The organism is Clostridium homopropionicum DSM 5847 (assembly GCF_001263795.1).
In the GTDB taxonomy this organism is placed as follows: Bacteria; Bacillota; Clostridia; order Clostridiales; family Clostridiaceae; genus Clostridium_H; species Clostridium_H homopropionicum.
On record NZ_LHUR01000027.1, the window covers coordinates 30,478 to 48,016 of the forward strand.

Below are 17,539 nucleotides of genomic sequence, written 5' to 3' on the forward strand. Positions count from 1 at the left end.
GGCTCCTTAAATATCCGTACATTAAAAGAGTTATAATTGTAGGTTTTATTAGATCTTGAATAAATTACTTTTACTTGACTTCTGATATTATCTAAATAGGATATATCAGAAGTCTTATCTTCAAATGTTTTTGTTTTATTATTTTTTATCAGAATTAAAATTTTGTATATGTTAATAAAATTCTCCATATAGATTGTTATTGATGTTGTTTTGCTATTTAATAAGGCTTAATACTGCCATAAAGTAAAATAAAAAATTTTACTAAGAATTCAATAGTATAATTTTTTATAACATTTATAAAATTTTTAGTATTTCTTGTATCTAAAGATTAAATTGTAAAACGTATAACATTTATATGTTTAATTTTTTATTTTAAAATTCTAGTTATATGGATAATGAGAAGTTTGACTACTTTAATTATTATTTTGATATGTGTATATTTGTCCAAATATCTTTTCAATTCCATTCTTAAAATTTGTTACATCATCAGTATATAATATTCTCAAATTTGTAATTGCTCTTGAAACAGAAACATATAACAAATTTCTAATTTGCTCAAATTTATCTTTATCTGCATCATTCAGAGTTTTTAATTCAGTGTAATTTTTAAAGAAAAAATCAAAATAACTTCTACTTTTCCCAAAAGCATTTTCCATTATTATTATAACATTATTAAACTCTAATCCTTTAGTTCCATGATATGTATGATAAATTATTTTATCATCACATTCATTCAATATGTATTTATACCATAATTTGTATTCGTTTATATTTATATTTAACAATGATTGTATAACTGTATTTGCATTTTCTACATCACTATCATTTAAATTAGAAAATAATTTTTCGGTAAGAAAGCTTTTAAAAGTTTCAAACGAAATGTTGTCAATATCAAAAACCCTGTCTATTATTTTTTTATATTTTCCTTCGATATCTTTAGAATATATTTGGGAAATATTTTGTACATATTCTCCCAATGTATTTCCTGTGATCTTTTTTAATAATAAAACTAAATTTTCTAGGTTTTCTAAATTCATATTTATACATAATTCTGACGGCAAAATATCTTTTAATTGAGTTTTATTATTTTCAATATTATCATTTAATTTTATTATCCTAAATAATAAGCTGGGAATTTCACCAAGTTTTGATATGTCATTGCTTAATAATTCGGTGTTTAATTGGCCATAATTAGACCCACTATATGTATCTGTATCACTCAATGCATTGTACAAATTTTCAAAACCACTATACTTTGAAACTGTTTTATTTGTTAAAACGAAACAATGTAGTGGATTCCGATGTGTTATTTCCCACTCAAATAAATATTTTTCTATAAAATTGCTAACATCGTCTGAATTTCCAGTATAGAACTTAACACTTCCACCAACACAATCTTCAAAAATAGATTTTTGAACAATATTATCATTTCTAATTTTATTTGCAATATCAATGACTTCTTTTGTTGACCTTCTATTAAATTCTTTATTTATTGGTTTTAAGTCAGATTGAATTTGTGTTATTTTCTTGCCTACTCCTTCGTTATAAATGTTTTGTGCAACATCTCCAAAATATCCAATAAAAAGTTCATGCCCAATTTTGATTGAATGCTGATGTAAACAATTCATTATTTTTACTACACTTTCATTAGTATCTTGATATTCATCAATGAATATAAAAGGATATTTGTCAATAATTATTTGTTTTAATAAATCATATTTTTCAATAATTTTTAAACCATAATCTAATAAAGTATCATGACTTATTCTCATTTTATGAAGCTGATCACTATTGTAGGTTGAATTATATTCTACAGACGTATATCTTGGTTTGCTTACGTCAATATTGTGTTTACATATATGATAATTTGATAACTTAAAAATAGTATTAATGATTATTTTGAAATTGCTAACATTATTTAAAATACCGGGGAAATCAGTTAAAATATCATTTAATCCTTTCTTAAAATCTTTAGCATTAAAATTATAATATTTATAATATATATCCTTACTTTCATTCATTATTTTCTGTAAAGCTTTTTTTTGTTCATCGTTAAGTTTACGATATTGCTCATATTCTTTAGCTGTTTTTATTTTTTGTTCCATTTCTTCTATTTTCTTCGATAAGTTCTCTCGGTGTATTTGCACCAATTCCTTTTTATAATTTTTTATAAAATCCCATATTCTTTCATGAATAGTAGATACCAATACTGTGCTTGCATTACCTAATCTTTGTTTAACTTCGTTGGTGGCAATATTAGTATATGTTATACAGATGATTTTTTGATTATGATATTTTAGTTCTTTGTTATAAGTACTTATTACATATTTCAAGCATTCTACAAGAGCATATGTTTTGCCTGCACCTGCTCCAGAGCTAAAAATTATACTTTTCTTTTTATCAACACAATTACAAATTACTTTAATAATTTTTTTCTCTTTTGTCTCATTTTGAGAAGATATTTTTGTTAGATTCATTTTGATTCATCTCCCTTTAGTTTTTTAGCTAATATTTCAAGTCCAGTTACTATATATTTAGGAAGTAAAGGGATTTCAGCTTTATTTTCTTCGATTATTAAAGCGTATAACAATTCATTTGCAAAATTGCTTTTATCATTAGATAATTTACATTGCCATTTATAAGAATTCTTTTTATTATTGGAAAAATTATTTCCAACAATAATTTCTTTATAAATATTAGGTTTTATTTTTTTCAAAACGTTATTTAATAATATATTGTTGTAGTTAGTTAATATAAAGGCTTCTTCAAAACTTGTAGCATAATATCTATTTATTTTCCCTTGATAAATAATATACATATTTTGATATTCAATATATTCAGGTAAAACATCCAATTTGCTATTATCGTTATTATTTTTGATAATAGTTTGATTCGTAGTAATCCTGTCTTTTAAACTAGAAATTTGCGCAAATTTTTCCTTTTCATCATCGAACCTTTTTATATCACAATCAGTAATTATTAAAGTTGGAACTTTTAATAATTTTATTAATTCACGATACACAAGTCCGTGTGCACCATCAATATTAAAAACTGATATGTAATACTTATTCAATTTGTCATTTTTATCAATATAGTAAGGCAGAAGCGTGTATTCCGTTACACCTTCAACCAAAATAATTGCATCCGAAAAAAAGAGTTCTGAAACTTTGTATTTTATGTGTTTTTTTAGAAATTTCAAATCATTTTCTTTTGTATCACTTTTTGGTGTTATTTTTTCATCATTTAAGTTCACTACATTAGCGTAATTTTTTTCGATGGTTATGTAATTTATATTATTAAAAGTATTGCCACTATGAATTTTGCTATTTAATATATGAGATGAATGAGTAGTGATTATCAATTGACTGTTTATATTTTTATGCTTACTTTCCAAAAGAGTTGCAATTGCATTATTTATATTTTTTATAAAAAGCTCTTGCATTTGAGGATGCATAAATGTTTCTGGCTCCTCTATTGATATTAAATTAACTTTGCTATTAAAAGAATTCTCTGGATATTTCTCCATATAGTCAATCAAATCTGCAATTATCATCATTAAATTTGTATATCCTAAGCCAAATTGATTTTCAGGAATATACAAATTTTCTTCAACATATTTATACTTAACTAAACTATTCATAAGCCTTTGGAAAGTTAAATCAGCACTCAATAACACTTTCAATTTATCATTAGATACAACTTGACCTAAAGAGTCATTTATATATTTTGTATGATGACTATTGAATTTTTTTGTCAAGTCACTATTAATATCGATAATTTTTGACTCTAATTTTTCTTTATCTCCTCCCAACAAGATATTATATCTGTATTCAATTATTTTGCTAAATGCTTTAGATAAGCAATTCTCCCCTTCAATATTATTTGCTTTTATAGACTTCAATTCCATTAAATCTTTTAATTTAAATTGTTTTATGCTCTCTCCATTCTTATTATAATAATTTAGTTTAAAGTTAGATATATCAATTATTTCTAAAAATTTATTAAATATTAAATTTTCATCACGGTATTTTTTTTGTAGTAATTGTTTTATATTATTAATAAATATTTCAGCATCTTCAACTTCGTACCTAATAAAAATATCCAATTTCGATTTGTTTATATCCTCTAATGTCATAAAAGGAATAAGATTAGTAATTAAATCTGTATTATTTTTATCAATCCCGATACCTACAATAAATTCAATAAAAGGAAGATCAAATTTTTCAGTAGAAGCTTGATATGAATTCAATAATTTTTTTATATATGAAAAGTTAAAATCATTAGACTTTAAGCTATTATCATTTATAAGTTTGTCCAAGGCTTGAATAATCGTTGTTTTCCCACAGTTGTTTTTTCCAACTATTAATGTAGTTGTTGGCGCAATATTTATTTCCTTTGAATTCTTTTGTTCTTGATAACTTTGTGCATCAACAAACTCTACCGTATTATTTTCTGATCCAAATTTCCTAAAATTAATAATTTTCAAGCTTTTTAAATACATAATATCCTCCAATTTCAATGATTAGTAGAAGTTATATATCACAATACGTATATTATATAACTTCCCATTATGGAAATAACCCTATTCTTTAATGTTATTTCATAACATTCCTTTATATCAAATTATATCATAATAATCCTTATTGTTACAAAATATATTCTATTTCACAAATTTATCTAACATTCTCTTATATAAAATATACCCTTGAATTCCTATAAAATTTTATCCCATTAAATACAAATTCCACGAATCTCTTCGTGGAAATAAGTCTTACATATATTTTATTTCTAACTATATTCAGTTTTATTTTTACATATAACTATTATTCTTAATTTCTGCTTCAAGAATAATACAAATCATATTTTCAGCTCTATCATATGATCTATTACTTTCGGTAATTGTAAAATATTCTTTTTATAAATAGAGTGCATATATTTAAATCTTTAATTTTTCTATATATTGCCAATAAAAATTGTGATTATGTTTTCCATTCTCTTTAAAAATAATTTATTTCCTTAAATTATTAATTTGCCATTAATTATATCTAATAAATAATAAATATACATTTCATGAAAGAAATTCTTATTAACCCATTGCATAAGTTAAATGTTCCTACATCAGTTTTAAATTAAATATCCATCCCTAAAATTCCTCTTATCTCGGAATAACTGCTTTTACAAGTGATCCTCAAACTCAGTTTCCTTTATGGAAAACTTATATCCTAAATTTACTATAAAATTATGCACTATATTTGTTTTAGAAATCAACAATCTTTTTATAATTGACTTCATAGAATAAAATTCTCTTCTAAACCACATATATCCTTCAAATAATTCTTCCGAGGTCATGTTTTTAGGCTTAAATGCCACTCTTGTTTTGCCATTAAAATATGTCCAATCCGTTGATAATAACCTATTTTCTTTTTTGAATTGGTCATATAAAGGTGTCTTAGGCAGCGGTGTCAATATACTTACTGTAACCCCGTCTATGCCTAATTTATTACAAGCTTCCAAGGTTACTTTGAACACATCCTTTGTATCAGTATCAAAGCCAAATATTATACCTGCTTGTACAGAAATTCTGTTACTATGAATTAAGTCTATTATTCTTTTGTATTCTTTTACATTGTTAATTGATTTATTAACACTTGCCAAGCTCATTTCAGAGAAAGACTCCAATCCAACAAAAAAATATATACACCCAGACTCTTTAGCTAGCTTTAATACTTCCTCATCTTCACATCTTTCCAAGGTAACTTGAGCAGCCCATTTTTTATTAAGCTTTGCTAATTCTCTCATCAATGCTTTTGCATATTCTATGTCTCCAAAAAAGTTATCATCCCAAAATACAAAGTACTTTCTATTTATACTTTTTATATCTTCAATTACCTCTTGGATTGGGCGAGTTCTAAAGGAATTAGAGTATATTTGTTTTAAGTTGCAGTAGCTGCAATTATAGGGACATCCTCTTGTGGCGAAAACTGCTCCCTTTGTTAAATACCGTCCTTTAACTAAATCTCTTTTAGGGATAGGAATACCTTTCAAGGAAGGTATAGATTCAGTTTTATATATTTTCTTTGCTTTATTAGTATAAAAATCTTCTAAAAACTGAGGCCAGGTTTCTTCCCCTTCTCCTATAATTATATAATCGCAGTAATTAATAGCTTCATCAGGAAGCAAGGTTGCATGTGGACCACCGAAAACAACTTTGGCTCCTTTATTTCTGAACCTAGTTGCAATTTCATAACAGTGTGAAGCATTTGAAGTATTCACTGTTATAGCTATTAAATGAAACTGATTCTCAAAAGGTATGCTTTGATTGTATTCATCTAAAAGAAATATATTATACTTTGATTCATCTATAAATCCTGCTAAATAAGGCATAGTAATTTGGATAAAGTTATTAACCTGCTTTTTTCTAAATTTATTTATTTCTTTGTTTTCTGGAGTAATCAATAGTATTGATTTTTTCATCACTTCCTCCTACAAGAAGATATCTTTTATATGATTCGCCACTGTTCTTTTATTATATAGCTTAAACTTTAATTATTTTTATAAAGTTTATCTGAAATAATTACTAACTCCCATTCATTTAATTCATAGGTGTAAAAACCTCTTTTAATTATAGGGTCCTTATCAGAAATTTCTTTTGCTTCTTCTAAGTCTTTAGCTTCAAAAACAATCATTCCACCATCTCTATTCAAGAAACCCCCTCCAATAAAATATCTCTCATCTGAAATGCCTTTTAGATATTCAACATGATCATTAAAATCACTTGCTTCAACCTTTGTTCCTTGAACTTTATAGTCTGTTCTAACAAATAATTTATCGCCTTTTTTCATCTTCTTAGTATCCTCCAGATTTTATTACAGATTTTTATGTTCAACATATTCAACTATAGTGCCATCTAAATGCTGAACAGTCATATTCATTCCAGTTGGTACTTCCTTTACATCTCTGATAATCTTAGGATTATTCTTTAATAAGAAATCTTTAAATTCAACAACTGAATCTACTAAAAATGTTACTTGTGTGCTTCTAAATGGCTTTAACGCTTCATTAGTGCCACTTATTATTAAAACATTGCCTATTTGTGCAAGCTCTAAGTCAGCTTCAGAATACTTGAATCTTAACTTGCATTTTTCATTAAATATTTTTTCATAAAATTCAATTGCCTGCTCCAAATCATTTACATAAAATCGATTTAAAATTTGTTTTACCTTCATGTTTTTCACTCCTAAACCAATATATTATTTCAAAATTTAAGCTGTTACTCTTCATAAATAACTTTCTCAAACTCTGTAATGTAGATATCTTTACTGACCTCAATATCATTTTTTTCTTTATAACCATTCTTATTATATAAGCCAATAGCAGGCATGTTCTTCTTCCCAGTGCACACCACTATTTTATTTATATTTCTCTCAAGTCCTTCTACAAAATTAATTAGTTTATCCGCAATACCCATCTTAAAAAATAGTGGATGTACTGCAACTCTATGTATATCCACCACATTCTCAGAAATCTTATATGAAATTACTCCTGCTAAAACATTATCTTTATAGCATCCATAAAAAACTTCATCACATTCCATTAAACTTTCTATTGTATCCTTTAAAGTAGGTATTTCGTAAAATCCTATTATTTCAGCCTCAATTTTATATGAGGCTATTTGTAATTCCAATACATGTTTAGCTGTTTCTAAATTTTTTAAATTTAGTTTTTCAATCATTTCATTTTTCTCCCTTAGCATATCCTGTCGTCTTCTCCCAAATTCTTTTACCTTAGATACATGAAGCTGCTGATATTTTTTTTGGAGTAACACCTATATACTTTTTAAACAACCTAATAAACTGTGAATGATAAGGAATCTAGACATTCTAGTATAAGATTTTTCAATGCTTGCTCAATAGCAAACCCACGGCTTCGTTTTGCAGTGAAATAAGCATCAATAAATAATAAATACGCTAGTAAGTGCTTTTGTGAGCTTAAAGTTACTCTATGCCCGCTTAGGAAATAATGGATAGAAAAATCCTGTAATGTTCTAGGCTTCAAATGTTCTGAACATTATTTACACTAATTTCATGAATTACATTTGGATCAGCAATAAATATATCTCCTTCTTTTATATAATATGACTGTTTATCAAAATTAAAAGTACCTTCTCCAGAAGTTATAATATATAGCTCGAAACAGTTGTGGAAATGAGGTTGATTTGAAATTTGATTGAAATCGAAATTGCAGAAAAATCCAACTTTTGAAGATATGCTGTACTTACCAAAGTTTTCTTCCAAATACATTCCATTAATGTGACTAGAATCAAACACATACTCTTTATCAAAGCTGTACATATTAACTCTTTCTTTCCCTTTCAATATAATTCAATAATATCTTCCCTTTCCCAAGTAGTCAATTTAATTTCGCATTATGATGATTTTATAAAATTAATATATCGTATAATACAGTTATTAGAATAACTTTTGGAGGTTTTAAAATGAAAAAGTCAGTATGTATTGAAACTATTTTTACTGAAGTTCCTTTTGAAGAGAGATTTAAGCTTGTAGAAGAAGCAGGCTTTAGCTATATTGAATACATTAATTATATAGGGTATATCCATATTGCAGATGTCCCTGGAAGACACGAACCAGGTACAGGTGAAATAAATTTTTCAAATATCTTTAACGTATTAAATTCCTTAAAGTATGGTGGATTCATAGGTTTTGAACTATTTCCCTCAAAAGCATCAGGTATAGTAGTATCAGAACTATTAAAGCTTTAATTCTACTAAAAAGCAAATTATTTATGATTATTAAAAAATACCGTAAAATTCGTTAATGAATATTACGGTATTATGTCTTATTATTTTTAGTGTCAATTTAGCATTTATTATCTACCAATAAATGTAGCTGTTCCATTATCTCCACTATAAGGAGGTGCTCCTTCAACAGTAACATAACAAATTACTAATTTATACTCTGCCCCACTCGGAATATCTTCAGTAAAAGTTAATACAAATGTTTTTGCTGAACCATTTTTTGATTCTATTTTAACATTGCTATCAGTAAGCGAATTTCTAGCATTAACTTTATCATTTTTACCAAGAGTAGCTATACCTTTTGGTATAACATTTATTGTATCTTGAATCCAGTAATTAGTTGCCTTCGTTCCTAACTTCATATCAACATCTCTATCATAACTAATTTGGATTTGATTAGGTGAAATCTGTTCAGTTTTTACTAGCATTGGAATAGGAAATTGTCTCTCCTTCTCAACATAGTTTGCAGAAGCAGCAAAAGTTTCCTTATTAGCCACAGTATTTACAATGTTGTTCAAAGATACTTGAAGTAATACAAAAACAAATGCGAATAAAAAATACTTTAAAAATTTCTTCATAGTAACCTCCTAGTGTAATTAAATTAGTGTTTTTACAAAACTATATTTCCCCACAATTATTATATATATTAAGATAAATTCTTCCATGATAAGTTATCAATTTGACTTTTGAATTTATTATAACAATATTTTACAGTATCGCTCCAATGTAATCAAAAATAAAAAAACCTAAAGAGATATTATTAGAATATCTCCTCGGCTTTTTTCCTTACGTGCAAACAATTATTTGTTCGTTTTCTCCGATATAAGTTAGTTACAAACTGCGAAACCCTATTCAATCTATACTTCTACTGGATTTTTAGGACCTTTAAGCTCTAATTGATAAAAAGCAAGATTAAGCCACTTTCCAAATTTATATCCAGCTTTATGTATAGTTCCTGAATACTTAAAGCCTAGCTTTTCATGCAGTTTAATGCTCTTCTCATTTGCTTCATCAATTCCAGCAACTATTGTGGCAAATTCTCTTTCATTAGAAATCCTTACTATTTCATTAATTAATGCAGTTCCTATGCCTTTATTTCTATATTTGTCATGAACATAAATAGAGTGTTCAATAGTATACTTGTAAGCTGGCCATGCTCTAAATGGTCCAAAGGTAGCAAAACCCATTACCTTACCACTTTCTTCAAAAACTAATACAGGATACCCTTCTTGCATTTTTTTATCATACCACTGTTTTCTTTCATCAATAGTATGAGCTTTGTAAGCATATATTGCTGTTGTATTCAATATAGCTTCATTATATATTTCTAATATCTCTGTTAAATCCTTTTCCATTGCTTCTCTTATCATTTTTATCCCCTCTTCTCATCAATTAGTCACACCTAGATAAACTACATTTTCTAGTAATTCATTTGGGTGTATATAATCCTTAAATACACTAGGTATGATTCAATCTCCTACAAATTTATAATATCATAAAACTTCTGCAAATGCTCTAATTGGTAAAGCCGCAACTTTCTTTGCCTTCAAAGGAACTGCAAAAAAGCGAAATTTTTTACCATACAGATTCTCTAAACCTGTTAAGTTTTCAACTATTAGAATACCATTTTTAAGAAATCTTGTGTGTGCAGGGCGTTCCATTATTTTTGAACTATCCACATTAATTGTATCTACCCCAACAAGTTTTACGCCTGAATTAATTAAGTATTCAATAAGTCTTTCAGATATGTATGGATATTCGTAATATTCTTCTTGTCCCCAATATTTATCCCATCCAAAATTGAATAAAACAGCCTTTCCTTTTAGATCAAATTCCTCTGTAATTACATCTATATCAACACAGTTAAATTTTTCTATACCTCGTACATCAATAACAACACCCTCGAGAATAACTTCATCAATTTTTATTTCACTAATATCTCTAAGCTCAGGATAACGATGATATGGTGAATCAAGATAAGTACCTACAGAAGTTTGGAATAATATTTCTGTTATCTCAAAAGCAGCTTTACCTTGATATTTTGGTAAAGATTGTTCATGTGTAACAAAAGGATGAATATGTGCAGTATATTGTGTTACCGAACCATCTTCATTCTTTATTTTAAACCCTGGCATATTATCTTCAAAATCATGACTTAAATCAATAAACTTTTTCATTTGCACCCTACCCTTCATTAATATATTCTCTAATAAATATTATCACTGTATGCCACTACTATCTGTAGTCCATTTTGCAGTTTAAGCAATAGCTTTTATGTACACATAATACTTTTCCGCAGTTTTTGTATTTCCATTTTTCAATTTCCAGCTTAATAAATTCACTTATACCGTATTTATTAATGGTGTTTAAATTATCTATAACACTTAGATGATATTTTTCAACATACCTTTTCTCAAGTCTTCTCAATCTAGGGCACGGGTATTTTTCACATTCGTGACAATATGTGAACTCAGATTTATTATGTTCTTCACAAAGCTTTATGCTGCATTTATTGCAATGTGCTACCTTATTGGTACCTATGGTAATACAGCCACTGCACTTATTTTTTTCTCTTAGGTAAGCAATGCAAACTCCACAGTTTATACCACAAGGCGCTATTAATTCTTTGGAAAATCCCATATCCTTATCTCCCTTACCCTAAAATACACAATTTATACTGATACTTTCATGTAAATATCCTATATGTTTTTATTTTCTTTCATATTGGATTAACCATTGATTAAATATAACCATAATTTTATGAATAAAAACTAAATTAATAACCATAATAACAAATCCTAAAATAGAATATAAAATGATTATATTTAATGGCAATATCTCCACAACCTTCTTAATAATATAAATGCAGAAAGGGAGACATATAATGCTTGTAACAACAGTAGGTATGTATTTTCTTATTATTAATGCTTGGAAACAGTGTATTAACAAATGTAAAGTAAAGGCTATAAATAAGCCTGTCCATAAATTATATCTATTAGTTATATAAGAAGTAACTGTAATTATGCTAATTAAGATGAACTCTTCAGCTACTCCTAATGCAAAGGATGCAGTTGTAATATTATCAAAATGGTAGAATAATTTTTTTGATAATCTAGGGAACTTATTATATAAAAAGGATTTATTTTTTCTTATCCATGCCTGCATAAATATCATTTCCTCAAAATCGTGAAACATAAAAAGTAGTGGAAAAAGCCATATAATTGCTTGCATATTATTCACCTGTCTTCACCTCTTAGCATGTATTATACAACTAATTTTAATTAATAGGTAAATATTCTAATATTCATATTTTATTTAAGTTCAATTTTGAGAAATAATAAAACCCCTATCCTAATTCTCGGATGGAGGTTTTATTTCCCCTCATACTACTAAATTCTATATAATTTACACTTAGGAAATAAAAGTGTGTATTATTATCGTCCCATAAGAAAGTCTAAAACATTCCATCCACTAGATGTCATATCTTTATACAATTCTGTATAGCCACATTTTGTGCAACTGATAGTTATAAATTTTTTATTTTGTACATCAAATATCTTTGCAAAATTTCCACCTGTTGCTTGAAATTGGTCTGACTCATATTGCATATTACCACATTTAGGACACACATATTGTTTTTGCTCCATTTTAAAACCTCCCTTTATATAGTTAATATATTCTATTTTAAACGTAAAATATAATTATTATATTCATTGATTGAACTCTCTAGTATGAATTTACAATTAATTAATACTTTATTTGAACCAGTATTTGTTTTTAGTACTTTAGTTGCTGTTATTCCCATACAATTATGGAATTTCGAAGCCCAATTTATTAACAAAGATAACGCTTCTGTCATTAGTCCTTTCTCTCTATAGCCTGGAGATAGAGAATAACCGACTTCTACACCTCCGTCCTCCTTAGGTATCCCTTTAAAACCAATAAACCCAATTCCTTTATAATTGTTTTTGATAATAATTAACCAATATGTAAACCATTCATGAGCCATTTTATCTGCATTTTTCATTTTGTCCAATTTTCTTGATATTGCTAATTTAGTTTGACCTAATAAAGCTTCCTGTTCAATTGGGATTTGAATTTTTTCAAGGGTATTATCATTAATATATGATAACTCATCGAATGATAAAGGCTTCAAAACCAACCTGTTAGACTCTAATTTTGTACTAGTCATTGCTTTACACTCCATTATTACTAAAGAATAAATTCTTCTATATTTATAATATCTCGTCCTTCAAAAGTTAAACAAACAACAAAGGGCATAATATTTTTAATTCTATCGAATTCTGCTAAACCAAACCTATTATTGAAATAATTTACTACTGTACTTAATGCTGTACCGTGACATCCTATAGCAATATTTCCATCTATATTTTCTTCAAGTACACTCATTAAAGCTTTTATATTTCTTTCTTGAACCTCCTTTAAGCACTCTCCCTCAGGCAGCTTATAGTCGAAATTACTCCATTGCTCTTTTGCAAATGCATTAAAATCCTCAATCCACAAACCATTATTAATCTTTCTTTCTCTGAAATCATCTACAATATGGATATTTAGGCCTAAGCTCTCCGCGAAGTCTTTTACCGTGTCAACTGCTCTCTTATAAGGGCTAGAAAAAACTTTTGTAATACTTTTTTCACTTAGAAACTCTGTTACCTTTTTACAATCTTTACAGCCTTCTTCTGTAAGAGGGCGGCTATAATCATCAACAACTGAAAAATTAGGTTTTGCATGTCTTACAAAATATACTTTTCTCATAGTAATCTCCTACTTTGCTCTTTTATAAAATAATCCTGCAATATATCCAATTAAAGAAAATAATATAATTGGCAAAATTAATATACAATAGTTTATAGGTTCTGGAACGTTAGATTTAATAAAATAGTATAAACCATACATTGGAACAAACGAAAAAAATACTGGGAAAATATACACTGCTGTTATATTTGTAATATGTTTAAAAATGATAATGAAAATATTAATAGCCCAAAATGCGCCAACAAATATACTATAACTTTTATTTTTGTTAATTCCGCTGTAAAACCCATAAATAAGCCAAGCTACCAAAAATAGAATTGTTGAAATAATATTTAAAGCATTTAACCTAGTAGCGTATAAAGCATTGCTAAAATTTGCAACAGTTGGTAATATGGCAATTAAAAATGCAAATGCTAAATGACGATAATATTTATTAATGATTGTCCACCCCCTTTAATTTATTTAGATTTACTAAGTATACCTTTTTTATTCAAATCTAGTTGTTTTGATTTAAGCTGAATAATAAATTCCTCAATTGCTGATATACTTGCAACAAGGCAAATTATGTACATCAACACAGTTGTATTAATATATAGAAGTAATATAGGAAATATGAATAACACTATTCCTGTAATTTTATTTCCATAAGTGTGAATACTCGCAAAGGTTTTATATTTTTTTAATGCTACAATCATCGCAGCTAATCTAATGATGGCAATTAAAATAATCCAAATTACAATTTCTCTTGCAGGATTTACTATTGGGTAAATCAAAAATAATAGTACACCTACCATTATCATATCAGCTATAGAATCAAGCTTTGCCCCAAGCTTACTTGCCGTTCCTGTCTTTCTAGCAATGAAACCATCTAAAATATCACTGAATCCACAAATAATATATATTACATAAAAGTATAAACTTAATGGCTTAATATAAAGCAAAATCAAAGAAAAAATTATTCTACTAAATGATACATAATTTGCTACAAATTTCATACACTTACACCGCCTAATAATAACTTTACAGTGCTGTAGGCAATTTATATTTAATCATTTCAATGCAGTTAGTATTGTTTTCTAATGTTTCAGTTGTGATTTTAATAGGATTAGCAAATATTGTTGGATAATCAATTTCAGCATATTCTGGACGAATCGGAAATGCAAGTTGCTCCTTATCAATAAAGAATTGAGCATTTTTCCCATTTGTATTTCCACGAGCATCAATTCTAATCCAAGTGTTTAAAGATGAAATAAACACTGCATTTAAGGCATGTATACAGTATCCCGTATCTGGAGTATCACCTAATGTTAGCTTCTGATAGCAGAAGCCAGTTGGTATGCCTTCGAATCTCAAAAGTGCAGCAAGTAACATTGACTTTGCATAACAAATGCCTTCTTTATACTTTAATACTTCTGACGCAGTCCTTGTAACTCTCTCACTTTGAATATCCCAAGAATGTGAAATCTTATCCCTAACATATTCGAAAGCAATTTTTACTTTTCCAATTTCATTTGAATCATTTGTAAACAATTCTTTAGCTTTATTTTGTATAGTTATATTACCAAAATCAACATACTTATTTGCTAATAAATATTTAGATAAATCTTCATATTCTAATAAAAAATCCATCTATTCTCCTCCATTGAATAAATATTTCTAAATGCAAAACAGTTACTCATTTATATTTAACTTTACATACAATATTATCACTTTATTCCACAGCTTGGAATAGCCTTTAACTTTCCATAGCTATTTATTATCATTATTTATACTTATGTTTCGATATATTAAATCTGTCCTTTCTTCAAAACCAATAGACTCCCAGAATTTATTCCCTAATTGGTTTTTTTCAAAAGCAACAAGTGCAATTTTATTAATACCTTCTATATGCATTGACTTTATAACAGCATCAACTAAGGCTTTCCCAACTCCTCTTTTGCGGAATGATTCATTTACAGCAGTATGATAAATAAAACCTCTGCGTCCATCATGTCCACAAAGTATTACACCAACAATTTTGTTATTCTCAATGGTAACAAAGTTAGAGCTAGGATTTCTTTTAATAAATTTTTCAATTCCTTCTTTTGAATCATCTAAGCTTCTCATTCCCATACCATCTATTGAAGTCCACAACTGGTATACTTCTTCATAATCTTCTATTGTCATTATCCTTATTTCCATATTTTCTACACCTCTATTTATCTACAAATCTTCCCATCACAACTGTATTATAATAGTTACCATCTTTATGTATACGATCCTTTATTAGCAATCCTTCTTCTACAAATCCATACCTTTTATATAATTCAATTGCTTTTCTATTTGCTTGTACCACTTTTAATGAAATTTTCTCAATTCCAGTAGTATCTGCCCATAATAAAATATTCTCTAGTAGTGTTTTGCCAATTCCATAACCCCAGTATTCATTTGATATGCATATTCCAAACTCTGCTTTATGTCTGAATCTACTTAGTTTATTTCCTTCACAGCGAGTAAATCCAATAATTTTACTTTCTACTTCTGCAACTAGAAATAAAGTTTTTTCCGCTATTGAATCTTCATAGATTATTTTTTCAAAGTCTTCTGGAGTTAATAAAGCTTCACCTGGTTCCCTATCAAGATTTTCTGTTTCTCCATCAATTTTAAATCTTAATTTAGATAATTCAGCTGCATCACTCTTTGTTGGGCATCGCAATGTCCAGGTTATACCTTTGTCTTCTATTCTTTTGCTTTCAATAATCATTTATTACCTCCATTTTAATTATAAATCCGCTTTTAAGAATGAATACAAATCTAAATCAACAAGCCCTTTTCCTGTCCAAATTTTCCCTTGCCTTATAGTACCTTCTTTTGTAAATCCACTTCTTTCCAACACATTTTTTGACTTAATGTTATTAGACATGACAAATGCTTGTACCCTATTCACTCCCACTGTGTTTAATAAATAATCACATAATGCTTCTACAGTTTTAGTAGCAAACCCATGTCCCCAGTAATCTTCATTTAAGGTGTATCCAATTGTGACCATGTTTACTTTTTCCTCAAAATCAAATATTTCAGCCACTCCAATAAGCTTTTTCACATCTTCATTTAGATAAATTCCAAGAAATATGATTTTCTTTTTACCAAAATCTCTTTCAAAATGAGTAATCATATTTTCAACGGTAGCTATATTCTTTTTTGCTTTTCCTGGTCTATATTTAAATATGTTTTCATTACTGTATATTAGATAAAGATTCTCTAAATCTGACTTTTCTATTTTTCTAAGAGTAATCTCTCTTGTTTCAATAAACGGAAACTTTAAAAATAAATTTGTGTCTTCCATCATATTTCTCCTTACTATTTTAGTGGCTTTTGTTCAGCATACCACGGGGATATATTATCCTTAATTCTGATTAATTCTTTTCCATCTGCAGAAAGCCCAATAATCTCAAAATCTGAGCCTTGGAATTTATTCATATACATAAGCCATATCCTTTCGTCTTTAGCATTAATGATTTTTGCTTCTCCCTCAATATTCCTTTTCTTTTCAATAACTTTTATTTTCTTAATTTCAGGATTACCTATAATCCCGAAGTATATAGGGAATGGTGTTTTTTCAATGTTAGGATAATATGCATAAGAAAAACCAAATTTTTTTGCTGAAACTCTTACATCTCCCGTTCCTCCATATATATATTTATAAACATTAAACGTTTTTCTTACGAAACATGTTGAAAAATCATTCCAATCTTTTGTTGTATAAAACACTATACTTCCTTTATCAGCTTTTTCTTCATAAATAATTTTTATTGGATTTGAAGAACTTATTGCCTTTTCTATGGTTTTTTCACCATCATTAAATTTAAATATTATAAAAGCTAAAATAATCATTATTGCTAAAATAACAAGGCTAGCTATCTTTTTCATAAATTCCTCCAATTTTAAACAGCATAGATTTTAAATGCC

22 protein-coding genes are annotated in these 17,539 nt (G+C 27.5%); 1 reads left to right on the plus strand and 21 read right to left on the minus strand.

Annotated elements, in window-relative coordinates; translation table 11 throughout:
* Nucleotides 1-413: 413 nt before the first annotated feature.
* The 7 genes from CLHOM_RS11255 to CLHOM_RS11285 all read right to left on the minus strand — a co-directional run bounded on the left by CLHOM_RS11255 (nt 414) and on the right by CLHOM_RS11285 (nt 8,351).
* Nucleotides 414-2,477, minus strand: a complete 2,064-nt coding sequence (locus tag CLHOM_RS11255) for a UvrD-helicase domain-containing protein (protein WP_052221794.1) — start codon at nt 2,475-2,477, stop codon at nt 414-416.
* Nucleotides 2,474-4,501: an ATP-dependent nuclease gene (locus CLHOM_RS11260; protein WP_052221795.1), complete on the minus strand. Its 2,028-nt coding sequence runs from the start codon at nt 4,499-4,501 to the stop codon at nt 2,474-2,476. The genes CLHOM_RS11255 and CLHOM_RS11260 overlap by 4 nt, the downstream gene beginning before the upstream one ends.
* Nucleotides 4,502-5,175: 674 nt before the next feature.
* Nucleotides 5,176-6,474 carry a B12-binding domain-containing radical SAM protein gene (locus CLHOM_RS11265; RefSeq protein WP_052221796.1) on the minus strand — a complete coding sequence of 433 codons (1,299 nt, stop codon included), beginning with the start codon at nt 6,472-6,474 and terminating at the stop codon, nt 5,176-5,178.
* A 68-nt stretch (nt 6,475-6,542) separates the two neighbouring features.
* Nucleotides 6,543-6,842 (minus strand): YciI family protein, encoded by a 300-nt coding sequence (locus CLHOM_RS11270; RefSeq protein WP_052221797.1) that lies wholly within the window; start codon nt 6,840-6,842, stop codon nt 6,543-6,545.
* Nucleotides 6,843-6,866: 24 nt separating this feature from the next.
* On the minus strand, nt 6,867-7,226 hold the full coding sequence (locus tag CLHOM_RS11275) for a VOC family protein (protein ID WP_052221798.1): 360 nt from the start codon (nt 7,224-7,226) through the stop codon (nt 6,867-6,869).
* 44 nt (nt 7,227-7,270) lie between these two features.
* Nucleotides 7,271-7,732, minus strand: coding sequence for a GNAT family N-acetyltransferase (locus CLHOM_RS11280; RefSeq protein ID WP_052221799.1), 462 nt, complete (start codon nt 7,730-7,732; stop codon nt 7,271-7,273).
* 319 nt (nt 7,733-8,051) lie between these two features.
* A complete protein-coding gene (locus tag CLHOM_RS11285; RefSeq protein WP_052221800.1) occupies nt 8,052-8,351 on the minus strand; it encodes a cupin domain-containing protein in 300 nt (99 codons plus the stop codon).
* 143 nt (nt 8,352-8,494) lie between these two features.
* On the opposite strand from CLHOM_RS11285, the gene CLHOM_RS11290 reads away from it, so the two are divergent.
* Nucleotides 8,495-8,779 carry a TIM barrel protein gene (locus tag CLHOM_RS11290; protein ID WP_052221801.1) on the plus strand — a complete coding sequence of 95 codons (285 nt, stop codon included), beginning with the start codon at nt 8,495-8,497 and terminating at the stop codon, nt 8,777-8,779.
* Nucleotides 8,780-8,886: 107 nt separating this feature from the next.
* Here the strand turns inward: CLHOM_RS11290 and CLHOM_RS11295 are convergent, their stop codons facing one another.
* The 14 genes from CLHOM_RS11295 to CLHOM_RS11365 all read right to left on the minus strand — a co-directional run bounded on the left by CLHOM_RS11295 (nt 8,887) and on the right by CLHOM_RS11365 (nt 17,500).
* A complete protein-coding gene (locus tag CLHOM_RS11295; RefSeq protein ID WP_052221802.1) occupies nt 8,887-9,393 on the minus strand; it encodes a hypothetical protein in 507 nt (168 codons plus the stop codon).
* Between the two features lie 279 nt (nt 9,394-9,672).
* Nucleotides 9,673-10,185, minus strand: coding sequence for a GNAT family N-acetyltransferase (locus CLHOM_RS11300; RefSeq protein ID WP_052221803.1), 513 nt, complete (start codon nt 10,183-10,185; stop codon nt 9,673-9,675).
* A gap of 123 nt (nt 10,186-10,308) precedes the next feature.
* Nucleotides 10,309-10,992, minus strand: coding sequence for a cyclase family protein (locus CLHOM_RS11305; RefSeq protein ID WP_052221960.1), 684 nt, complete (start codon nt 10,990-10,992; stop codon nt 10,309-10,311).
* 58 nt (nt 10,993-11,050) lie between these two features.
* Nucleotides 11,051-11,455 carry a DUF3795 domain-containing protein gene (locus CLHOM_RS11310; RefSeq protein WP_052221804.1) on the minus strand — a complete coding sequence of 135 codons (405 nt, stop codon included), beginning with the start codon at nt 11,453-11,455 and terminating at the stop codon, nt 11,051-11,053.
* Between the two features lie 69 nt (nt 11,456-11,524).
* The gene (locus tag CLHOM_RS11315) at nt 11,525-12,046 is read right to left on the minus strand and encodes an HXXEE domain-containing protein (protein WP_242846775.1); all 522 of its coding nucleotides are present in this window, start codon (nt 12,044-12,046) and stop codon (nt 11,525-11,527) included.
* A 203-nt stretch (nt 12,047-12,249) separates the two neighbouring features.
* On the minus strand, nt 12,250-12,462 hold the full coding sequence (locus CLHOM_RS11320; RefSeq protein ID WP_052221806.1) for a zinc ribbon domain-containing protein: 213 nt from the start codon (nt 12,460-12,462) through the stop codon (nt 12,250-12,252).
* Nucleotides 12,463-12,494: 32 nt separating this feature from the next.
* Nucleotides 12,495-13,007, minus strand: a complete 513-nt coding sequence (locus CLHOM_RS11325) for a GNAT family N-acetyltransferase (RefSeq protein WP_052221807.1) — start codon at nt 13,005-13,007, stop codon at nt 12,495-12,497.
* Between the two features lie 20 nt (nt 13,008-13,027).
* Complete coding sequence (locus CLHOM_RS11330) at nt 13,028-13,591, minus strand: histidine phosphatase family protein (RefSeq protein WP_052221808.1); 564 nt, start codon at nt 13,589-13,591, stop codon at nt 13,028-13,030.
* A 458-nt stretch (nt 13,592-14,049) separates the two neighbouring features.
* Nucleotides 14,050-14,586: a CDP-alcohol phosphatidyltransferase family protein gene (locus CLHOM_RS11340; RefSeq protein ID WP_052221810.1), complete on the minus strand. Its 537-nt coding sequence runs from the start codon at nt 14,584-14,586 to the stop codon at nt 14,050-14,052.
* Between the two features lie 25 nt (nt 14,587-14,611).
* On the minus strand, nt 14,612-15,220 hold the full coding sequence (locus CLHOM_RS11345) for a transglutaminase-like domain-containing protein (protein WP_052221811.1): 609 nt from the start codon (nt 15,218-15,220) through the stop codon (nt 14,612-14,614).
* A gap of 120 nt (nt 15,221-15,340) precedes the next feature.
* Nucleotides 15,341-15,772, minus strand: a complete 432-nt coding sequence (locus CLHOM_RS11350; protein ID WP_052221812.1) for a GNAT family N-acetyltransferase — start codon at nt 15,770-15,772, stop codon at nt 15,341-15,343.
* 13 nt (nt 15,773-15,785) lie between these two features.
* Entirely contained in the window at nt 15,786-16,334 is a 549-nt protein-coding gene (locus CLHOM_RS11355; RefSeq protein ID WP_052221813.1) for a GNAT family N-acetyltransferase, read from the minus strand.
* Between the two features lie 18 nt (nt 16,335-16,352).
* On the minus strand, nt 16,353-16,916 hold the full coding sequence (locus tag CLHOM_RS11360) for a GNAT family N-acetyltransferase (RefSeq protein WP_052221814.1): 564 nt from the start codon (nt 16,914-16,916) through the stop codon (nt 16,353-16,355).
* 14 nt (nt 16,917-16,930) lie between these two features.
* Nucleotides 16,931-17,500, minus strand: coding sequence for a hypothetical protein (locus CLHOM_RS11365; RefSeq protein WP_052221815.1), 570 nt, complete (start codon nt 17,498-17,500; stop codon nt 16,931-16,933).
* Nucleotides 17,501-17,539 lie beyond the last annotated feature (39 nt).